This is a genomic window from Pseudovibrio axinellae, assembly GCF_900110875.1.
GTDB classification, from domain to species: domain Bacteria; phylum Pseudomonadota; class Alphaproteobacteria; order Rhizobiales; family Stappiaceae; genus Pseudovibrio; species Pseudovibrio axinellae.
Genome location: NZ_FOFM01000003.1, coordinates 283,760 through 303,921, shown reverse-complemented (window position 1 = coordinate 303,921; position 20,162 = coordinate 283,760). Strand labels below are relative to the sequence as shown.

The following is a 20,162-nucleotide window of genomic DNA, read 5'->3' as shown; positions in this document are numbered from 1 at the left end:
ATGCACCCCCTAAAAACACGGGGCAGTCGATAGAGCGTTTACAGATGAGCTGCTGCGAGTCGCTCTTCTTGCATCCGTTTCAACCTCTGCCTTTTTATTAGGAGAGAAGCGAGGATGACACCGATTGTTACGAAAACAACCAGCATCGTACAGATCGCGTTGATTTCCGGGGTAACGCCTAAACGAACCTGAGAATAAATCTTCATAGGAAGTGTCGTTGAGCCCGGGCCTGAATTGAAGCTCGCGATCACCAAGTCATCAAGCGACAATGTAAATGCCAACATCCACCCGGCAAGGATACCGGGAAAGATCTGTGGCAGCGTGATGCGAAAGAATATTCTGACAGGGGGGCACCCCAAATCCATTGCGGCTTCTTCTAAGGAGCGATCATATCCAGACAAACGCGACTGTACGACAATGGCAACGTAACACATTGAAACTGTTGTATGAGCAATGGTGATTGTCCAGAAACCACGACTTTGTTCAACGGCTACAAAAAACAGCAGCAATGACAAGCCGAGTATGACCTCTGGTAGAACAAGGGGAGCGTAAATCATGCCTGAAAAGAGCGTTCGCCCAACAAAACGCCCTTGCCGCACCAACACCAGAGCAGCCAAAGTTCCCAAAACAGTTGCGAGCGTTGCTGAAATCAACCCGACGCGCAGCGTAACCCAAGCCGCTTCTAAAAGCTGCTCATTGCTCAGCAAAGCCGCATACCATTTGAGTGAAAAGCCCGTCCAAACCGTAACAAGCTTCGATTCATTGAAGGAAAATACAATCATGATGACGATGGGCAAGTAGAGAAAACCAAACCCTAAAACCAGAGATGTCAGGTTGAACCAACTCGGCTTCGACGGCATCATGTGTCCCCTTCGTTGCGACGGGTTTCATGCCTCTGGAACATCAAAATCGGGACTATCAGTAAAACCAGAAGCACAGTCGCGACGGCGGAGGAGACCGGCCAGTCTCGGTTCGAGAAGAATTCGACCCAGAGGGTTTTCCCAATCATGAGAGTTGAAGAACCACCTAAAAGATCAGGAATGATGAATTCACCGACAGCTGGAATAAAAACAAGAAAACACCCTGCAACCATCCCCGGCAGTGCAAGCGGTATAGTAACACGCCAGAAAGTTCTTAATGGTGGACAGCCTAGGTCCTGCGCGGCTTCTATGAGTGTTGTGTCGAGCTTTTCCAATGAGGAATAGAGCGGCAATATCATGAAGGGCAGATAGGAATAGATGATGCCAATATAAACGGCGATACTGGTGTTGAGTATGACCAATGGCTCATCAATCATCCCGATGAACGCCAGCGCCTGATTGAGAAGTCCGTCTATCTTTAAAATACCAATCCAAGCATATACTCGGATTAAAAAACTGGTCCAGAACGGCAAGATAACCATCATAATCAATGTTGGTTGCCAGACTCTTGGGGCGCGGGCCATCCCGTAAGCAATTGGGAAGCCAATCAGCAGTGTCAAAAATGTAGAAATAAACGCTATTTGCAGGCTTGAGATGTAAGCTTTCCAGTAAAGATCATCCTCAATAAGCCAAATATAATTCTCGAACGACCAACGCTGAGCAGCCTCCCAAAGTCCTATCAGACCCTGCTCCCACTCTATCACTGGCAAGTAGGGAGGAATTGCAACAGCAGCTTCTGATAAAGAGATCCTTGCGACAATGACAAACGGAATTAAAAAAAACACCGACAACCAGAAATACGGCAGGCAAATGAGAGCAAAGCGTCCCCATGTTCCCCTTGGGTTAGTAGGAGCATTTTCTGGCGCTTCCGGTTCATGACGCAGCGCCGGTACCGTTTCTGACCTTGTGAGGCTTGTGGGAGAGAGGTTTGGATCATTCATCTTGAGCCTCTCATCGCGTTAAGATCACGCCTGCATCACTGTCCCACGACAGCCAGACCTGATCATCCCATGTGATTGGTCTTTCAACCAATCTTGATGTGTTGGCAACAATTGCTCGAAGTGTTTGGGTCTCCGCAACTTTGATGTGATAGATAGAAACATCCCCCATGTAGGCGATATCCCAAACTTCACCTGGAATAGCATTGGTCTCAGGTTCTTCTGGCTTCTCCAAGGAAAGGCGCATTTTTTCGGGCCGAACGGCAAGAGCTGCGGAATCCCCCACTTTGGCTGGAGTTGAATAGCGCACATCCAAATGCGCGCCCAAAACTGAAGAGAAAATGCGAACGTTGCGTTGCTGTTTTGTGGTGATCTGTCCATCCAGAACATTTATGTCACCGATGAATTCCGCCACAAAGCGGGACGCAGGCTGCTCGTAAATTTCACCCGGCGTCGCATTTTGTAAGATCTTACCTTTATCCATAACGGAAATACGGTCTGCTACCGTCATTGCCTCTTCTTGGTCATGCGTCACGATCAGAAAGGTCATGCGCATTTGCTCTTGCAAGTTCATCAACTCAAGCTGAGTGTTTTCTCGCAGTTTCTTGTCCAATGCAGCAAGCGGCTCGTCGAGAAGGAGGACTTTCGGCCGCTTCACAAGGGAACGGGCCAAAGCAACACGCTGACGTTGTCCACCAGACAACTGGTGCGGCTTGCGCTTAGCAAAGCCTTCCAACCGGACTAGACTGAGCATCTCCCAAACGCGTTTTTTGATTTCAAGGGCAGGTAAGCGCTCCATTTCCAAGCCGAACGCGATGTTTCTTGCAGCGCTCATGTGAGGGAATAATGCATAAGATTGAAACATCATATTAAAGGGACGCTTGTGGGCGGGAGTTCCAGTAAGATCTTGACCTTCCAAGAAAATACGACCTTCTGATGGTTCCTCAAATCCGGCAAGCATCCGCATCAAAGTGGTTTTGCCACACCCTGAAGCGCCCAGCAGGGCGTGAAACTCTCTTTTGAAAATTTTGAGGGAAAGGTTGTCGACAGCAATAAAACTGCCGAAACGTTTAGAGATATTCCGAAATTCAATAAGAGGCTGCTCGCCCGGGTCATCCCAAGGTGAAAATGCACGACGTACAGGACAAAGCGGTCTCTTCACCAAAACTCCAATCCTTCCTGGGGCCGATTAGACCCACTAATTAAAATGCGGCGGCACCGGATTTTGGTGGCCGCATCTCTTCATGCCTATCGCCTTTTAGTGACCTGTCTTAACCTGCGTGAAAGCGCGGTTCATAAGACGCTGCGCCTTTAAGGGCTTCGCTCCAATGGTGTAAAGGCGCTGCTTCACTTCCTCTGTCGGATAGATATTGGGATTTGTGGCGACTGTTTCATCAATGAGCCCCGTCGCGTCTTTATTCCCGTTCGCGTAATAAACATAATCCGACATTTTCGCGATCACTTCGGGCCTCATCAGATAGTTGATGAACTCATGTGCCTCTTCAACATTTTCTGCATCTGCCGGGATCGCGAGCTGATCAAACCACATCTGAGCCCCTTCCTTTGGCAGAGTGTAAGTCACCTGAACTCCTTTATCGGCTTCATCTGCACGCTCTGCTGCCTGCAATACATCCCCAGACCAGCCGAAGGCCAAACAGATATCTCCGTTCGCCAAACCAGTGACAAATTCTGAATTATGGAATTTTCGGATGTATGGTCGAATGGATTCAAGCAGCTCACTGGCTTTTTGAATATCCTGCGGTCTGTTGGAGTCAGGGTCGAGGCCCAGATAGTGCATTGCGGCCGGGAACATCTCATCCGGCTCATCCATAACGTATACGCCACACTTAGCAATTTTCGAGAGCTCATCAACGTTAAACAAAAGGTCCCAGCTGCCAATTGGAGCATTTGGGTTGAGTGCCAGCACTTTGTCTTCATTCACGCCGTAGCCTGAGGTGCCCCACATGTAATTTACGGAGAACTCATTGCCCGGATCAAACAGTTCAGTGCGCTCCTGCAAAAGCGGGTCCATGTGTTTAAGGTTTGGGAGTTTGCTTTTGTCGAGCCTTTGATAGACACCCGCCTGGATCTGTCGCTGAAGGAAAGTTGCACTGGGGACGACCACGTCATACCCGGTGTTTCCTGTGAGCAGCTTCGTCTCCAAGAGCTCATTGGAATCAAACGTGTCATAGTTGACTTCAATGCCTGTTTCATTCTCGAAGTCTTCAAGCACCTGCGCATCAACATAGTCAGACCAATTGTAAACGTTCACCGAGCGTTGCTCGGCGAGAGCGGTAGACAGTGAAAGAGCAAAAGCCGCTGCCCCTGACAACAGAATTATCTTTTTCATTCTTATCTACTCCGATCTCATAGGCAGTGGATCAGCGCATGTTTTTGGCGTCTGGCCTGTGTACATACCCGACAGAATACATCCTTCTGGTGACGGATTAATTTCGGCCTACATTCCAACTCAATGTTTTAAAGTAATGCCTCAGGCATATTTAAGAACTTCGGTAGTTTGCCCCCTCCTCATTACTGAGACCTCGGGTTTTATAGTAGGCTGTTTGTGCAGGTATCTTAAGTCAGTAGAAATTTATAGGGCTTATGGATGATGCTTGCAACAAGGAGTTTGTTATATACTCATGACAGGTGAAGCACTGGCACGAACCCATTAAGAAACCTAGGTAAATCCTAGGATATGACTTCATTCCGGGCGGCGAACTACCGCTAAATACTATATTCTTCAAACAAGGGTGTTTTGGAGATCAGTTCATCTCTGATAGGCTAATTACTCATCCAGTGAAGTAACTGGATATATTTGACGCGCAGATGATGCAAAATACTCTTTTTCTTGCGAGCTGCTCTCAAATGCTGTTTGCAATACAGACCTATTGGAAGTCCTATGAGTTCTAAAAACAATCTGGATGATGAGGCAGCGCTCTATACGCGCGGCGTGAGCGGTCTTGAAGAAGCGCGCGCCTGGCTAAAAGTTCGAAACATTGAAGATATTGAATGTGTTGTGCCTGATGTTGCCGGTGTACCGCGTGGCAAAATGATGCCGACAAATAAGTTCTTCAGCAGCGATACCTTGAGGATGCCGTCCTCAATCTTTGCGCAAACCATTTCCGGCGATTATCCTAAAGACGATGATCGCTATACATACACCCCAACAGACGGCGATCTCTACTTCAAACCTGATTACTCCACCCTTACAATTGTGCCCTGGGAAACAGACCCGACGGCCCAGCTCATTCACGATGCGTTCACCAAGGATGGAAATCCCGTTCCCATTGCACCTCGCAATGTTCTCAAACGGGTCCTTAAGCTCTACGAAGCGGAAGGTTGGGACCCTGTTATTGCCCCAGAGGTCGAGTTCTACCTTGTAAAACCAAACACAAATCCTGATTATCCTTTGGAGCCTCCTGTTGGCCGCTCAGGTCGTCCGGAAGTTGGGAGGCAATCCTACTCAATCTCAGCTCTCAATGAGTTTGATGACTTGATCGATGACATCTATGATTTGTCGGAGGCACAAGGGTTAGAGATTGACACGCTCATTCATGAGGAAGGTGCCGCGCAGATGGAAATCAACCTGCGACACGGTCACCCACTCGAGCTTGCAGATCAGGCCTTTATGTTCAAACGCACGATCCGTGAAGCTGCTCTTAGGCATAACATATATGCGACCTTTATGGCGAAAGCGATGTCGTCGCAACCTGGTTCATCCATGCACATCCACCAGTCAATCATCGACAGTGCAACAGGTCGAAGCCTCTTTAACGATACAGAAAATGAGGCCACTCCAGCCTTTTATCATTTCATAGGCGGGCACCAGCATTATCTGCCAGCGCTTATGCCGGTCATGGCTCCCTACGTGAATTCTTACCGCCGGTTTGCTCGTGATAGCGGCTCTCCAACCAACCTCTTCTGGGGGTATGATAATCGCACAGTTGGTCTACGCGTCCCTAGTTCCTCCCCCGAAGCACGACGGCTGGAGAACCGCGTTCCCGGATCTGATGCAAACCCCTACCTCGTCATCGCCGCGAGCCTTGCTGCCGGTTATCTCGGGATCAAGAACGGCATTGAGCCTGACAAACCCAGAGCAACTGACAACAGCGAAGTTATGAGCAAATTACCGCGGACGCTTCTGCATGCCGTGGATGAGTTTGAGGGTAGCGAGGATCTACTTGATATTTTCGGAGAACAATTCGTCGCAACCTACCGCGCAATTAAGCTTCAGGAATACGAAACGTTTATGTCGGTCATAAGTGCCTGGGAGCGCGAATATCTGCTTATGAATGTTTGACCTTGGCAAGGCATGGTGAGGCTTTTAGGCGTAAGCTAAGAGAGCCTTACCACACACGCAAATAAACTTCACTGAACACCTAAAACTAAATAATATTTTTAATATCATATTACCTATCATTACTTTGGATAGGTCTCCACATGACCTGTCACCACGACTAAATCTAAATAATTATTAATACATATATTTAAGTTATTTCAGTTAAAACTTCACATAAATGTTACATATTAAGGAATTTTACCTACATATTTTTGTGTTTGTTGCGCATCTAATTCCATATACTGACTGTATATACAATTTATAATTTAATTTAATTTTAGCACAACTTTGTGTAAACTTTTAAATAAATTTCAAATATTGTTTATCAGAAGCCATAGATGAGGCTATTGGTAGCGGCTCATAGATTAGAAAAGCATTTTGAATCGTATTTGCTGGTTTTTAGGACATCACATGCCAGATCAAAAAAAGAGTATACTTCTCGTTGAGGACGCCAATTTCTTTGCTCGTATCACTGAGAGCGAGCTTGAGCGTGCCGGGAACTATCATGTGACCACAGTGAAGACTTATGCTCAGGCCAAGGAAACATTGAATGACGGTACATTCAAACCGTTTCTTGCTCTCGTTGATCTGACACTCCCTGATGCACCTGATGGTGAGGTTGTCGACCTGACCGTTGACGCAGAGCTTCCTACAATTGTTTTCTCTGGCCGTTTTGACCAAGCAACACGTCGCTCAATTTTGAAAAAGGGTATTGTCGATTACGTTCTCAAAGACTCTCCGGCAAGCCTTGCGTATTTAAGTGAGCTGGTCCGACGCGTAGACAGGAACCTGAACACTAAGGTCCTGATTGTTGACGATTCATGCCATACTCTGGCGCTGCTTAAGAAACGTTTGCGGCTATATTGTTTGCAGGTGGTCACAGCGACTACCGGTGAGCAAGCGCTGGAAATACTCCATCAAAACCCGGATATTAAGCTCCTCATCATTGACCATTTATTACCTGGTGCCACCGGCTTTGATATTATGATGAGCATCCGGCGAACGCGGAGCTTTAATACGCTTGCGATTATCGGAATTTCCGCAACTGAAGACCCTGCGTTAACTGCAAAATTTTTAAAGTCCGGTGCAAATGACTTTCTCAATAAGGCTTGCACTCCAGAAGAGTTGATGCTGCGAGTATCTCAGAACCTTAATCAACTAGACCGCATCACTGAACTGACCGAAATGGCTCACCGTGACCCGATGACCGGGTTGTTCAACAGACGGCACCTTTACAATCACGTTGATCAGCTTCACCAGTACCAGATAAAAGCAGGCAAGGAGATGCGCTATGCCATGATCGACATTGATCGCTTTAAGCAGATCAACGACAGGTTCGGTCATGAAGCCGGAGATAATCTAATTATTTCCGTCGCCCATCGAATTTTGGATCTCCTCCCGCCAAATAGCATTGCTGTGCGCATAGGTGGAGACGAGTTCTGTGTTGCCCTACCAGACATTGATGAGCCGACTGCCAAGCAATTTTTGTCTGAGTTACGAAGTTCAATGCCTATTGCAGACCCTGGTAACAACCAGCACACTTTCGCTCCAACGATTAGTGTAGGACTTTCTGAGGGAACTGAGAACACTCTTGCAGATGCTCTTCGTGTAGCGGACCGTTGCCTCTACCGTGCAAAGAAATCAGGTCGGAATCGCATTGTCGTTTCCTCCGACCTTGTTCATGATCTGGTCCAATAAACTGGACCCACAGTGATCTTAGATTGTCCTTCCGCCATCTACCTCCAAAGCGACCCCAGTGATAAATTGGGATTCATCTGAGGCAAGCCAAAGCGCTGCATTGGCTATATCTTCTGGCTTTGAGAACCGCCCCAGCGGGATACTATTGAGAAATTGCTGCCGGTTTTCTGTTGTATCAGCACCCATAAACAGCTCCAACATATCGGTTTCGCCAGCAACAGGGCACAATGCGTTAACGCGAATATTCTTAGGTGCTAGCTCAACTGCCATTGACTTGGTAGCCGTGATCACCCAGCCTTTTGAGGCGTTGTACCATGTCAAGCCTGGACGGGGACGAATTCCAGCCGTTGATGCTGTATTGATTATGACGCCGCCGCCTTGCTTTTCCATCTCAGGTAGCACTTCAAGTGTCGTCAAATATATCGCTTTGGCGTTCACTTCTAAGATACGATCGAAGTTATTTTCATCAACCTGTGTCAACGGACAGTTGCGATGTGTGTACCCAGCGTTATTGACGATGATATCTAACTGCCCAGTCTCCTCAATTGCGAAAGCGACCATTGCCTTAACATCTGAGCGCACAGTTACGTCCGTTTCAACAGAGAAAACCCTATCTCCGAGCTTAGCTGCGAGTTCTTTGCCTGCAATACCGTTCATGTCTGCAATAATGACCGATGCGCCTTCCTGCGCATACGTGCGTGCAATCCCTTCACCGAAGCCAGCAGCCCCGCCTGTGATTATTGCGGTTTTTCCTTCCAATCTTCCTGACACGCTTTTCCTCCCCGCGTGTAATGACCAGACTTAAGCATGACTGATCACAATCGTTTTCAAAACAGAAAACTCCTTAAGCGCTTCAAAGCCCTTTTCCTTGCCATGACCGGATTTTTTGACGCCTCCAAACGGCAATTCTACCCCTCCACCTGCGCCATAGGTGTTGATGAAGACTTGTCCGGAGCGGATTGCCTTAGCCACTCGTGTTGCTCTTGCAATATCTTTGGTCCAGACCCCAGCCACGAGCCCATATGGCGTAGCATTTGCAATGCTGACCGCTTCTTCTTCGGTTCGAAATGGGATAACCGCCAATACAGGGCCAAAGACTTCGTCCTGGGCAAGAGGGTGATTGATCGGCACCGGACCATAGACTTTTGCCGTGGTGTAGTATCCCTCACGCGCAGCATCGGGCGCGATTGTACCTTCGCCGATCAATGGAATCTCATCCGCTTCAGCCTGTTCACAAAAAGCGTTGACGCGGCGCAGCTGGCTGGCGTTGATCAAAGGACCAAGGTCTCTATCGTCTTGGTATTGTCCAGAAACGACACTTCTGAAACTCGACCTTAGGATATCGACTGCCTCTTCCCACCGGCTTTCATGCACAAGCACGCGGGATCCGGCAGAGCATGTCTGGCCACCATTTTTTAGAAGGCAATCTTGAATAACTGGCAGTGCCTTGTTTAAATCAGCGTCCTCAAAAACAATTTGGGGCGACTTCCCTCCCAGTTCCAAGGTACATCCGATATGATTGCGAGCGGCAGCCGACTGGATCATAGTGCCGACATCCGGAGAGCCCGTGAATGTTATGAAACCTATTTGTGGGTTATACGAGAGGGCAGCCCCAGCCTCCTCACCAAGACCAGTCAAAACATTGATTATGCCTGCCGGAAAACCAGCCTTTAATGCCAGATTGGCTGTCTCAATAATGGACAGGCACGCATCTTCAGAAGGCTTTACCACCAACGAGTTACCCATTGCGAGCGCTGCTCCTGCAACACGGGCAAAGATCTGCATTGGATAGTTCCACGGCACAATAGAAGCGACTACACCATGCGGTTCGCGAACCGTCATTGCAAGATAATCAACGTCGATGGGCAGTGTCTCACCGGTGATTTTATCAGCAGCACCTGCGTAAAACCGAAAGTACGCAATGGCGGCATCAATATCGCCATAGCCTTGGCTTAAGGGCTTGCCTGTATCACGCGCTTCCAGATGCGCCAGATCATCTCGATGCTCGAACAGCAATTCTGAGAGACGGTAGAGGCATTTTCCACGCTCACCTGCAGAGAGGCCTACCCAGCTTTGCGAATGCAATGCAGCCTCTGCACTGCTGACAGCTCTACCAACGTCCGCAGCGCTACATCGGGGAATCGTTGCAAATGGCATACCGGTACTGGGACAGATCATCTCGATCGTTTCGCCAGACGAGGCGTCACATTGCTCACCAGCTATCAAGGCCTTGTATTTCTTCAAGTCCTGAGATCTGAGTGCTGCGCCATACCCTGTCATTCTGTCCTCCCATGAATGATAAGCATATTGCTCTCCACTCAAACGCTAGTTCATGTGAGAAGACTGCGCAATTCTCTTTTGTTCTGGCATCTCGTCAGTCTCAGATGGTGGCGACACATTCACAGCCTCTTTGACACCATAAAACTGATTTTCCCAGAGCTCAGCGTAAAGGCCCCCTTGTGCTAACAGCTCGGCGTGCGTGCCAGATTCTACGATCTGGCCTTTGTCCATCACAATCAACCGGTCCATTCTGGCAACCGTTGTCAATCGGTGTGCGATGGCAAGTGTCGTTTTGTCCTTCATCACATCATTCAGGATATCCTGAATGTCTGCATCTAACTTGGTATCAAGGGCAGAGGTTGCTTCATCCAAAACAAGAATAGGAGGATTCTTTAAGAAGACACGAGCCAATGCAATACGTTGCCGTTGACCACCAGACAACTTTACGCCACGTTCTCCGACAAACGCCTCAAAGCCCTTGCGACCTTTGTTGTCTTCAAGTCCCTCAATAAACTCCAGTGCATGAGCGCGCTTGGCAGCTTCGCGTACCTCTTCCAGTGTCGCGTTCTCCCGACCAAGAGAAATATTGTCAAAGATTGAGCGGTGAAACAGGGATGTATCCTGCGTGACAAGTCCGATCTGTGCTCTCAGGGACTCTTGTGTGACCGACCTAACATCTTGACTATCAATGGTAATATTTCCATCTTCAACATCATACATGCGCAAAAGAAGGTTCACGACTGTCGATTTACCGGCCCCTGAATAACCAACAATTCCAACCTTTTCGCCGGATTGAATTGTGAAATCCAAATCCTTCACAATATTTTGTTGCTGACCATAGGCAAAGGTAACTTTGTTAAACTGGATAAACCCACCATTACAGGCAAACACCTTAGCATTAGGAGTATCTGTCAGCCCTTGAGGTCGTGTCATGATACCCATAGCGGACTTGAATGTACCGTAGCCACGGAACAAACCAGTCACTTGTGAAAGTACCTCAAAAAGCTTGCCTTCCAAGCGGATAACAAACCCAAGAATGATTGCAATGTCACCGGTTGATATTGTTCCCCATTGCCATAGAAACAAACTGGAAGTCCCCATTACTCCCATTGCGATTGCGCCAAGTATAGCTACCGATAATCTGGAGTTAGTTATCGCACACTTGAAGTGGAAGATAGCTTCGCGAAACTCCTCCAATTGCTTTTGGAAGTAATTCAGCGCGCTCTTATCTCCCTGAAATAACTTCACTGTTTGAATATTGGAGTAGATATCGACGACGGTCCCGCTCACCATATGGGCACTATCTGCGCCTGATTTTGCAGTAGATTTGATCTGCGGAATATGATGCCTCGCCACAAGTCCAAACAGCAGCAGCCACAGCAACATCAGACCGCCGAGAAGCGGGTGTAACCAACCCAGCGCAAAGACGATCGTTCCGGAAAAAATGATATTGGGAAAGACGACAACTGCAATTATGGAATAAACATCAGCAACTTCACGCCCGCCCATCCATGTCTTGCTCGCGAGGTTTCCAGCAAACTCTTTTTGGAAAAACGTCATGTCCTGCCCAATAAGCCTGCGAAAGAAAGCCATTCTCGTTGCTGCTTGAATATTGGTGTGAAGGTTAACCGACAACAAAACAGCATACAGGTAACCAAACAAGGGTCGCAGCACGACAAAGCAAAGGCCAGCGCCAATAATAAACCACTGATTTTGTTGCCAAAAGCTCTCAGTTCCACTCGCCTCCAATACATCTACCAGATACCCCACAAAGGACAGGAGAAGGACGGTAAGAGTACTTTCTATAAACACAGCTACGGAAAGGTAAGCCGTTTGCTTTGGGTAGAGAAACAGCAGGCCTAAAAGATGCTGAAAGTGAGTTTTACCTTCCCAATCAATCCTTCTGGGGCCAAAAGGGTCGACTAGGTTCATAATCCAGCGGTAGATAGATGACATTCGGGGCAGCTCCAGAGAATCGCGGGAGAGCTTTCCATGCTAGGCGATACCTAGTTCTGTTTAAACGGAATTATGTTCATCTACTGTTCTCTCATGACAAACGAAAAATACATCACAGGCCTATGCACAGATCGTCGCAGGGGGCATAGCGCTTTTCTACAGAAATACATTACTCATAGTTTCCAATGACCTATCCAAATTAAACTGACCGGACAAGTTTGCTCTTTTAATATTAGATTTTCATAATATACGAATATACACCATCATTTAGGGAATAACCCATGCGTTATCTTTCCAATTTAGGTGAGCGGTATTCTCCTCTGTACTTTTTATCTGCAGTCGGTTCAGGTGGGCTGACAATCAGCTTTTTCATGTACCTTATGTGGATGCCCCCTCATAAAGGGTCTCCGGTAGCCAACTTCGCCCTAGTCACAGAAACTTTCAACACTGGTGCGTTAGCTATGAAGGCCCTGATCGTCGGCGCTGTGGTCGGCATCATTATATTCTCCGTTCTGCGTTTCCGCCTATTGTTCTGGAACTTCATTGAATTCGCCAGATGGAAAAACACTCAATCTTTCATAGATTTGAAGAACTCCAATGCAGAAAGCCAGTTAATGACAATCCCTCTCGCGCTTGCGATGAGTATTAACGTCGCAATTATCGCTGGCGCTGTTCTTGTGCCGGGCCTTTGCAAGGTCTGTGAACTACTCTTACCTCTAACCTTACTCGCATTTGCTTCAGCTGGAGTATTGGGGTTTCGGATATACTTGGATTTCTTCTCACGTGTGGTGACACAGGGAGGTTATGACTGCGCGAAGAACAACAGCCTTGGTCAGATGGTCTCGGTATTTGCTTTTGCGATGATCGGCGTTGGGTTTTCTGCCCCAGCTGCAATGAGCCACACCAAGGTGATTGCGGCAATTGGAACCGCTGCCAGCGCTTTGTTTATTGGTTCTGCAATCGTTTTGGAAACCGTTAAACTAATCCTGGGCTTTCGCTCCATGATGGAACACAAAGCAGCTGGTGAAACAACGCCAACACTTTGGATCATCATTCCATTTCTAACCGTTGTTGGTATAGCAATCTTCCGCATCAAAATGAGCCTTGCCCATAACTTAGATACACCTGTAACTGCGGGTGGAATCTGCGTTTTCTTGATCAGCCTTTTTGCAATCCAAATCCTGTTTGCCCTGATTGGCTGGTCCGTTATGAAGCGTGTTGGGTATTATGACCGCTGGATTGCTGGTCCAGACAAATCTCCCGGCTCTTACGCTCTTGTTTGCCCTGGCGTTGCTCTCGTCGTATTCGCAAATTTCGTGATCAATGCAGGACTCGTACAGCTCGGTGTAGTTGGCTCAATGTAGATCAGTTACTTCGTGTTGTATCTGCCATTCATTGCGGTTCAAATTGCAACAGTTTGGCTGTTCTTTAAGTTGAACCGCAAACTTCTTTCTGTTCCTGGCAACGAACGTATGCAACCTGCTCAGTAGCAAGAAAAAGGCGGATCATTAGTCCGCCTTTTCAACTCTTAAACTGGGCGACGTGCCCATGGTCTTGTCCCAGCAGGTGCTTCTTTTCGTGCAAAAACGGGTTGAGTATAGGCTGTTACCTCATTGAGGTTTCCTGCTACTAAATCTGCCTTTAATCTAGGGTTATCAAGTGCATAGCTGTTGATCCCGCAGCGAGCCATAAAGCCAATCTGATCCAAAATGAATGGACCAACTGCCCGAATTTCTCCGGCATACCCCAAGGTATCGCGTAGTATCCGCGCAGCAGAAAAACTGCGACCATCTGCAAAACTAGGAAAATCGACTGCGACTAACTCAAGAGTATCGAGGTGATCCTTCAGGGCCTCGGCTTTCTCCCCTGCTCTCAAAACAACACCCAAAACAGTATTGGTTTTCTTCAGCTCCTGCTCTTTTTGCAGAAAACGCTCCAGAGAGAAAATGAGCTTTCCGTTTGCAGGAAGTTCTTCATCATCGGTGATGTAGCGCCAGACGTCAGTTTCGATCTTGCCGTCTTTAAAAACCTCTGCGGTCTTATTAAGTTCTGTTGTCATTTGAGCCTCAGATGCTGTGGGCTGCGCCGCCCGTGGACGCACTTGAGAAATGTATGCCGCATTCTGTTTTATCTTGACCACGCCAGCGACCTGCGCGGGGATCTTCACCAGAAGCTACCTTATCCGTGCACGGCATGCAGCCAACCGAGGGATACCCTTCTGCGACAAGTGGATGTGGAGGCAAGCCGTTATCCTTCGCATAGGCAAGCACTTGGCTCGCTGTCCAGTTTGCCAGCGGATTGACCTTGATGCGGCCTTCCTCAACCTCAAAAAAGTCAAGGTCTGAACGTGTCACAGCCTGAAAGCGTTTTCGCCCTGAAATCCACGCAGAAAACCCACTCAAAGCATTGGCCAATGGAACCACTTTACGGATATGACAACACGCATCGGTATTTTCTGCCCAAAGGGCACCTTTAGGGTCTTTTTCAGTCAGGTCGTCTACTTTCGGCGTGATCGCCCTGACATCCAAAAGGCCAAGTTGTTCAACAAGTTGCGTGCGGTACAGGTTTGTCTCGCCAAAGAGCTTTCCGGTATCGACGAACAATACAGGTGTCTTTGGGTCTATTTGCGAGACCATATGAAGTAACACAGAACTGTCAGCGCCGAAGGACGACACCAATGCCACCTCACCATCGAACTGCTGGCTCAAAACATGTTCCAAAACAGAGCGAGCGTCGCGCCCAGCGTACATGTGATTGAGAAGTTTGGCTTGTGATGCCCACCGTCGCTCAAGTTCATTTGTCTCTGTATGTATCTGACTATGCTCCATATAGAGCATCCTTAAACGGTTGATCCCCCAATCGCCGGTAAGCCTCAATGAAGCTTTCTTCTGAATCCAGACGATTGACCAGATAAGTGTCTACAACAATCTCAACAGCATCAGTGATTTCGGCCTCCGGAAAACCGCGGCCAATAATCTTACCGATCGACGTATTTTGGTCTGCCGACCCTCCTAGGGTAATTTGATAGAGCTCTTCACCTTTTCGGTCGACCCCCAAAATACCAATGTGTCCTACATGATGGTGACCACATGCATTGATGCAGCCTGAGATTTTCAGCTTAAGATCGCCGATCTCATTTTTGCGCTTAACTTCTTCAAAACGTTTCGATATTTCCTGTGCAATAGGAATAGAACGAGCGTTGGCAAGAGCACAGTAATCCAGACCGGGACATGCGATCATGTCCGTTATCAGGCCTGCATTTGCGTCTGCCAGGTCATTGGCTTTCAACACCTTAAAGATGAGGGGAACATCTTTTAGTTTTACATGCGGCAGAACCAGATTCTGTTCGTGTGTTACGCGCAGCTCATCATGACCAAATCTTTCTGCCAAATCAGCAATTACGTCCATCTGCTCTGCAGTCGCATCCCCCGGCGCGCCGCCGATGGGTTTCAGCGAAATGGTAACAGATGTATAACCTGCTGCTTTATGAGCATGAAGATTGCGGCTGGCGAACAACGCCAGATCGCGGTTATCACGTTTTGCTGATTCCAGCTCTGTGCTTATGCTTGGAAGGACCTCAAATGAGGGCGGAGCAAAGTACTCATTGATACGCTCAATCTCATTATGAGGTAGGTCCAAAATGCCATTTTTAGTGGCTTCGAACTCAGTTTCAATGTCCTGCTTCAGCTCTTCAAGACCGGTTTCATGAACCAGGATTTTGATGCGCGCCTTGTACTTATTATCGCGACGACCATAGCGGTTATAAACGCGTAGGATCGCCTCGCTGTAAGCAAGCAAATCGTTTTCCGGTAGGAAATCCCGTACCTTACGACCAACCATTGGCGTACGTCCCAATCCCCCCCCAACGAAGACAACAAACCCGATGTCCCCGTCTTCATTCTGGGTCAACTGCAGGCCAATATCGTGCACCTGTACAGCAGCACGGTCCTGTTCCGCTCCCGTGATCGCAATTTTGAATTTGCGTGGCAGAAAGAGAAACTCAGGGTGCAGAGATGACCATTGCCGTAAAATCTCTGCATAAACGCGCGGGTCTGCGAATTCGTCAGCTGCTGCGCCTGCAAACTGGTCGGACGTTACGTTGCGAATACAGTTGCCGGATGTTTGGATGGCGTGCATTTCAACATCGGCCAATTCGCGCAGGATTTTTGGCGTATCGGAGAGCTTTGGCCAGTTGAACTGAATGTTCTGACGCGTGGTGAAATGGCCGTAGCCTCTATCATAAGTCCTTGCGATATCAGCAAGTTTACGCATTTGACGGGCGTTGATGGTGCCGTAAGGAATTGCAACGCGCAGCATGTAGGCGTGAAGTTGGAGGTAGAGACCATTCATCAAGCGCAGAGGCTTAAACTCTTCTTCGGTCAGCTCACCTGTCATGCGGCGGCGGACCTGATCCTCAAACTGGGTGACGCGTTGATCGACAAAGTCCTGATCAAATTCATCGTAGCGATACATGAAAACTCCTGAATTTAAAGGGACTTACGCAGAGCGTAGAAGTCGTTGGGCCTGTTTACCAAGATCAAGACGGGTGGTTGGGCCCTTTGCCCGAATGCGTTCTTTTAAGGCCGTTGGCTGCAGGTGGCCGTCTTTCAGCTCCAGGTCTATTGCATAGGTCCCCAGAACGTATTGGCTTGCTTCACCTGCTTTGGCGAATTCTTCTGCAGCGCGCATTTCTTCCTCAGAATTAAGAATCCATGCAGCCTCAACAAACTCGACCCAATCTCCGTTGCGTCCGAGCCAAACGACATCACCATCGACCAGTCTATTGGCGGTAATAGTTTTCATCAGGGGTCTCCCTAGGCTGCAACAACAGCCGGTAAACTTGTATTTTTATAAGGGCTTAGAGGTAGTGAGCGCGACTGGTCTGCGTGGGCCACAGCCTTACCAATGACGATAAGTGTGGGTCCGTTGACACTGTCATGGTGCTCAAAGTCACAGAGGTCTTGCAGGGTTCCTGCAAAGTTGCGTTCTTTTGTTTGGGCAGCGTTTTCAATCGCCATTACCGGCGTGGATAAATCCATTCCAGCACTGACCAGCAAGGCGGCTACTTTGCCAGCAACGCTCCGCCCCATGTAAACAGCAGTTGTCGCTCCATTGAGCGCCATTTCTGCCCAGTCCGGGAGAGTATCTCCGTGCTGATCGTGTCCCGTTGCGAAGACCAAGGATGAGGCAACACCACGTAATGTCAGCGGAATTTGAGCACTTGCGGCAGCTGCGAACGCTGCTGTCACACCGGGGACAACCTCAAAATCAACGCCATGTTCACGCAAGGCCAATATCTCTTCACCAGCCCTGCCAAACACCATTGGGTCGCCTGCTTTCAGGCGCACAACGCGCTTACCGGACTTTGCGGCGGCGACTAATAACTGGTTGATTTGCGTTTGCGTTGAAGTGTGCGCGCCTTTGCGTTTTCCTACGTTGATGCGTGTTGCATCGCGGCGGCCCATGGAGACAACCTCATCAGGGACCAGTGCATCATAAAAAATCACATCGGCTTCCTGCAAAACGCGTTGTGCGCGTAGGGTCAGCAAATCTTCAGCTCCCGGGCCAGCACCAACGAGCCAGACATATCCCCGCTTGTCCTGTTTGCTGTTGAGCAAGCGATGCGCTTCGGTGAGTGCCTTTTGCGTTTCACCTGCAAATGTGTTTGCAGCAACTGAGCCTGAAAAAAATTCAGCCCAAAAACGACGGCGCGCAATTGCAGCGGGCATCAGCTTGCCAACGGTGCTGCGGAAGCTTTCTGCCAGCCGCGCAAGCTGACCGGCCTCGCGTGGTAGCATTGCTTCTACCTGTGCGCGGATGTGGCGGGCATAAACCGGGCCGACACCTGTTGAGGTGATGGCCACCGCCACAGGAGCGCGGTTGACCATTGCGCCGGTGTAAAAATCACAAAGCTCAGGGCGATCCACTGCATTAACCGGAATGCCCATCTCGCGAGCGGCCTCTACAATCTCACGGTCCAGCTGTTCTTCATCTGTGGCAGCAAAAACGAGAGCGGCACCTCCCAGATAGGCTGGGTTAAACTTGCTTAAGATGAAGACACCATCAGCTTTGGCGACGGCATCAGCCAGCTCCTCGCTAGGGCGGTTTTGGCTGACCACCCGGATGTGGGCTTTGGTTTGCGCAAGCAGCCTTACTTTTGCAGCAGCTTCATCACCACAGCCAACGACAACAACCATTTTGCCTTCCACCTTATGAAAGGTTGGGAAGACAGCAAGCTTGTTGCTTTCGTCGTGGTGTGTTTCAAAGCTCTCTACCAAGGCCATTGCGCTCTCCGGGCGTTCTGGGATCATTTGATGAGAGTTTAGTGGCTGGCGCCGTTATTAGCCCGGTATGGCGTTCCAAAGCTTTGACTGGAAGTAGAAAAGATTTTTTTCTGGATGCGAAAAGCAGCAAGTCTGTGATGCGCGACAGACGAGAAGATCACGGCGATACAAGAAAAATATTCCAATACACGTGTCACTTCATGCAAAACATCGTTACCCGAACCTCAGATAGCGGTTTAGTTTGGTACGTTTTTCTTCTGCCGCCGTTTCCACGTCTTTGGCAGAGAACAGACCAATCTCAATGCATCTTTGAATCATATGTGTCAGGTCCCCAACCTCAGCTGCTAGAAGTTCAGAGTTGGGTCGTACTTGATCTGTACCGGTTACATGCGCCCCAAAACGCAATATCTTACTGACCTGCTGCTGCACCTCGGCGCATTCCTCCATAAGAACAATCAGCAGCTCGCGCTCAAGGCCCTCTGGGAGTGGAATGGTATCTGGCATCGGTGGTGTTCCTCCAAGATTTTGCAAGGTAAACTTTGCCGCGGAGTAGCCCGCCATCTGTCCGCCTATAAGCAGAGAGTCAACGGGACGGCAGGCTATGTCGGTTATAGAGTGACTCTTGGTTGTGCGGCCACCGCATGACCCGGCTATATCTTGTGTTTACTGCATAGCTGGAAGATTAGAGTATCCATGCTATGAACATGGCGATTCACTATAGTCTGAGGCAATACTTGCTTGCACTTTATCAAATATCACTTGCTGCGTGAGGTGGGATGTAGTTTTCGCGTATCCCTCAAATTCTGCCCAATTCCCACCTCCGTTCAATAATGCTGCTGTCATCCATGATAAACCGCAGAGTTCATCTTTGGGGAAGGGGTTGCCCAAAAATATGCCTCTCCCAAGCTCCCATTGCGCTGCTGGGGTGCCTTTCCTCGCATACGTTTCCAAGAATCTTTCACGGGGGAGCGCTTTTAGCAAACCTTGATTTAGACGTGTAATATAAGCCTGAAATTGATTTTTTAACTTATCCAGATAGTCATTATCGTATTTGCTAGAATATTTCTCTGGCTTGCCTTCCATTTTTCTTATTATTTCTTCATAAAACTTAAAAGTGAAAGCAAATTGGTCATATATTTTTTGATGATCAGGAATACGTAAGTTATATGCCAACTCAGCAATGTCTAGCTTCTGCTCACTTGAAAAGAATTCAAAACTTAGGGCAAGCGCTGTGTAGAAGTCACGAGCAGGGCCTTGAAAATGCTCAAAATTATATTTGTAGGATCTAATCTCGATCCGTATTTTTTCATCAAAATTATCAGCCAATGGGTGTAGCGCGAACACACCTTGCAAATGAATAGCAAGAACATGTTCGTTAAACTTGGTTTCCAATCCAACGTTTTCAACGAAAAGAGATGCGTAGGCGTCGATAATCCCTTTTCCCTCCAATTTCTGCGCTTTTATACCCCAATCAATTGCAGAATTAACATCTTCAGAAGTTCCCAATCCCAGCTTAAACATTTTGGAAAGTTGCCGTGCTGCTTGCGGACTTCCCGCCTCGGCTAGTGCCTCAAAAGCTGGAAGAGCTTCTTCATAGCGCTCAGCATCGAACAAACTCACAGCCTCTTCGTAGGAGACATCGGATGCCTTAGCTTGTGACGATTGTGAAAATGCGATTGTAGGGATGAGTGATAAGGAGAGTGCCAAAACTAAAAATCGGATGCTTCGCGAAATCATTGCAAAT

The 20,162-nt window shown here is 48.3% G+C and carries 17 protein-coding genes; 3 read left to right on the top strand and 14 right to left on the bottom strand.

Annotation, left to right across the window (positions count from 1 at the left end):
* Positions 1-38: 38 nt before the first annotated feature.
* The 4 genes from BMZ51_RS09945 to BMZ51_RS09930 form a co-directional block, all read right to left on the bottom strand.
* Positions 39-860 (bottom strand): ABC transporter permease, encoded by an 822-nt coding sequence (locus BMZ51_RS09945; protein ID WP_068010101.1) that lies wholly within the window; start codon positions 858-860, stop codon positions 39-41.
* Positions 860-1,861 carry an ABC transporter permease gene (locus BMZ51_RS09940; protein WP_068010078.1) on the bottom strand — a complete coding sequence of 334 codons (1,002 nt, stop codon included), beginning with the start codon at positions 1,859-1,861 and terminating at the stop codon, positions 860-862. Before BMZ51_RS09940 ends, BMZ51_RS09945 begins: the two co-directional genes overlap by 1 nt.
* Before the next feature lie 10 nt (positions 1,862-1,871).
* Entirely contained in the window at positions 1,872-3,020 is a 1,149-nt protein-coding gene (locus BMZ51_RS09935) for an ABC transporter ATP-binding protein (RefSeq protein WP_068010102.1), read from the bottom strand.
* Positions 3,021-3,116: 96 nt separating this feature from the next.
* Complete coding sequence (locus BMZ51_RS09930) at positions 3,117-4,208, bottom strand: polyamine ABC transporter substrate-binding protein (protein ID WP_068010079.1); 1,092 nt, start codon at positions 4,206-4,208, stop codon at positions 3,117-3,119.
* A 552-nt stretch (positions 4,209-4,760) separates the two neighbouring features.
* Here BMZ51_RS09930 and BMZ51_RS09925 point away from each other — a divergent pair.
* Both BMZ51_RS09925 and BMZ51_RS09920 read left to right on the top strand, forming a co-directional pair.
* Positions 4,761-6,161 carry a glutamine synthetase family protein gene (locus tag BMZ51_RS09925; RefSeq protein ID WP_068010080.1) on the top strand — a complete coding sequence of 467 codons (1,401 nt, stop codon included), beginning with the start codon at positions 4,761-4,763 and terminating at the stop codon, positions 6,159-6,161.
* A 450-nt stretch (positions 6,162-6,611) separates the two neighbouring features.
* Positions 6,612-7,898, top strand: a complete 1,287-nt coding sequence (locus tag BMZ51_RS09920; RefSeq protein ID WP_068010082.1) for a diguanylate cyclase — start codon at positions 6,612-6,614, stop codon at positions 7,896-7,898.
* 18 nt (positions 7,899-7,916) lie between these two features.
* Here BMZ51_RS09920 and BMZ51_RS09915 read toward each other — a convergent pair whose 3' ends face one another.
* From BMZ51_RS09915 to BMZ51_RS09905, 3 genes are read right to left on the bottom strand one after another with little or no spacing between them, the layout of a single operon-like run.
* Positions 7,917-8,669 (bottom strand): SDR family oxidoreductase, encoded by a 753-nt coding sequence (locus BMZ51_RS09915; protein WP_068010084.1) that lies wholly within the window; start codon positions 8,667-8,669, stop codon positions 7,917-7,919.
* Positions 8,670-8,699: 30 nt separating this feature from the next.
* Positions 8,700-10,178 (bottom strand): aldehyde dehydrogenase family protein, encoded by a 1,479-nt coding sequence (locus BMZ51_RS09910; protein ID WP_068010086.1) that lies wholly within the window; start codon positions 10,176-10,178, stop codon positions 8,700-8,702.
* Between the two features lie 45 nt (positions 10,179-10,223).
* On the bottom strand, positions 10,224-12,134 hold the full coding sequence (locus tag BMZ51_RS09905; RefSeq protein ID WP_074882008.1) for an ABC transporter ATP-binding protein: 1,911 nt from the start codon (positions 12,132-12,134) through the stop codon (positions 10,224-10,226).
* Positions 12,135-12,415: 281 nt separating this feature from the next.
* Here BMZ51_RS09905 and BMZ51_RS09900 point away from each other — a divergent pair, with 281 nt between their 5' ends.
* Positions 12,416-13,498, top strand: a complete 1,083-nt coding sequence (locus BMZ51_RS09900) for a TsoY family (seleno)protein (RefSeq protein WP_203416250.1) — start codon at positions 12,416-12,418, stop codon at positions 13,496-13,498.
* A gap of 164 nt (positions 13,499-13,662) precedes the next feature.
* On the opposite strand, the gene BMZ51_RS09895 is transcribed toward BMZ51_RS09900, so the two are convergent.
* The 7 genes from BMZ51_RS09895 to BMZ51_RS09865 all read right to left on the bottom strand — a co-directional run bounded on the left by BMZ51_RS09895 (position 13,663) and on the right by BMZ51_RS09865 (position 20,155).
* A complete protein-coding gene (locus tag BMZ51_RS09895) occupies positions 13,663-14,193 on the bottom strand; it encodes a DUF934 domain-containing protein (protein ID WP_068010087.1) in 531 nt (176 codons plus the stop codon).
* A 7-nt stretch (positions 14,194-14,200) separates the two neighbouring features.
* Positions 14,201-14,962 carry a phosphoadenylyl-sulfate reductase gene (locus tag BMZ51_RS09890; RefSeq protein WP_068010089.1) on the bottom strand — a complete coding sequence of 254 codons (762 nt, stop codon included), beginning with the start codon at positions 14,960-14,962 and terminating at the stop codon, positions 14,201-14,203.
* Positions 14,952-16,607, bottom strand: a complete 1,656-nt coding sequence (locus BMZ51_RS09885; RefSeq protein ID WP_068010091.1) for a nitrite/sulfite reductase — start codon at positions 16,605-16,607, stop codon at positions 14,952-14,954. Before BMZ51_RS09885 ends, BMZ51_RS09890 begins: the two co-directional genes overlap by 11 nt.
* A gap of 24 nt (positions 16,608-16,631) precedes the next feature.
* The gene (locus BMZ51_RS09880; RefSeq protein WP_068010092.1) at positions 16,632-16,937 is read right to left on the bottom strand and encodes a DUF2849 domain-containing protein; all 306 of its coding nucleotides are present in this window, start codon (positions 16,935-16,937) and stop codon (positions 16,632-16,634) included.
* An 11-nt stretch (positions 16,938-16,948) separates the two neighbouring features.
* Complete coding sequence (gene cysG, locus BMZ51_RS09875; RefSeq protein WP_244277618.1) at positions 16,949-18,418, bottom strand: siroheme synthase CysG; 1,470 nt, start codon at positions 18,416-18,418, stop codon at positions 16,949-16,951.
* Between the two features lie 213 nt (positions 18,419-18,631).
* Positions 18,632-18,922: a nucleoside triphosphate pyrophosphohydrolase family protein gene (locus BMZ51_RS09870; protein WP_068008836.1), complete on the bottom strand. Its 291-nt coding sequence runs from the start codon at positions 18,920-18,922 to the stop codon at positions 18,632-18,634.
* A 192-nt stretch (positions 18,923-19,114) separates the two neighbouring features.
* Positions 19,115-20,155: a hypothetical protein gene (locus BMZ51_RS09865; protein ID WP_068008839.1), complete on the bottom strand. Its 1,041-nt coding sequence runs from the start codon at positions 20,153-20,155 to the stop codon at positions 19,115-19,117.
* Positions 20,156-20,162 lie beyond the last annotated feature (7 nt).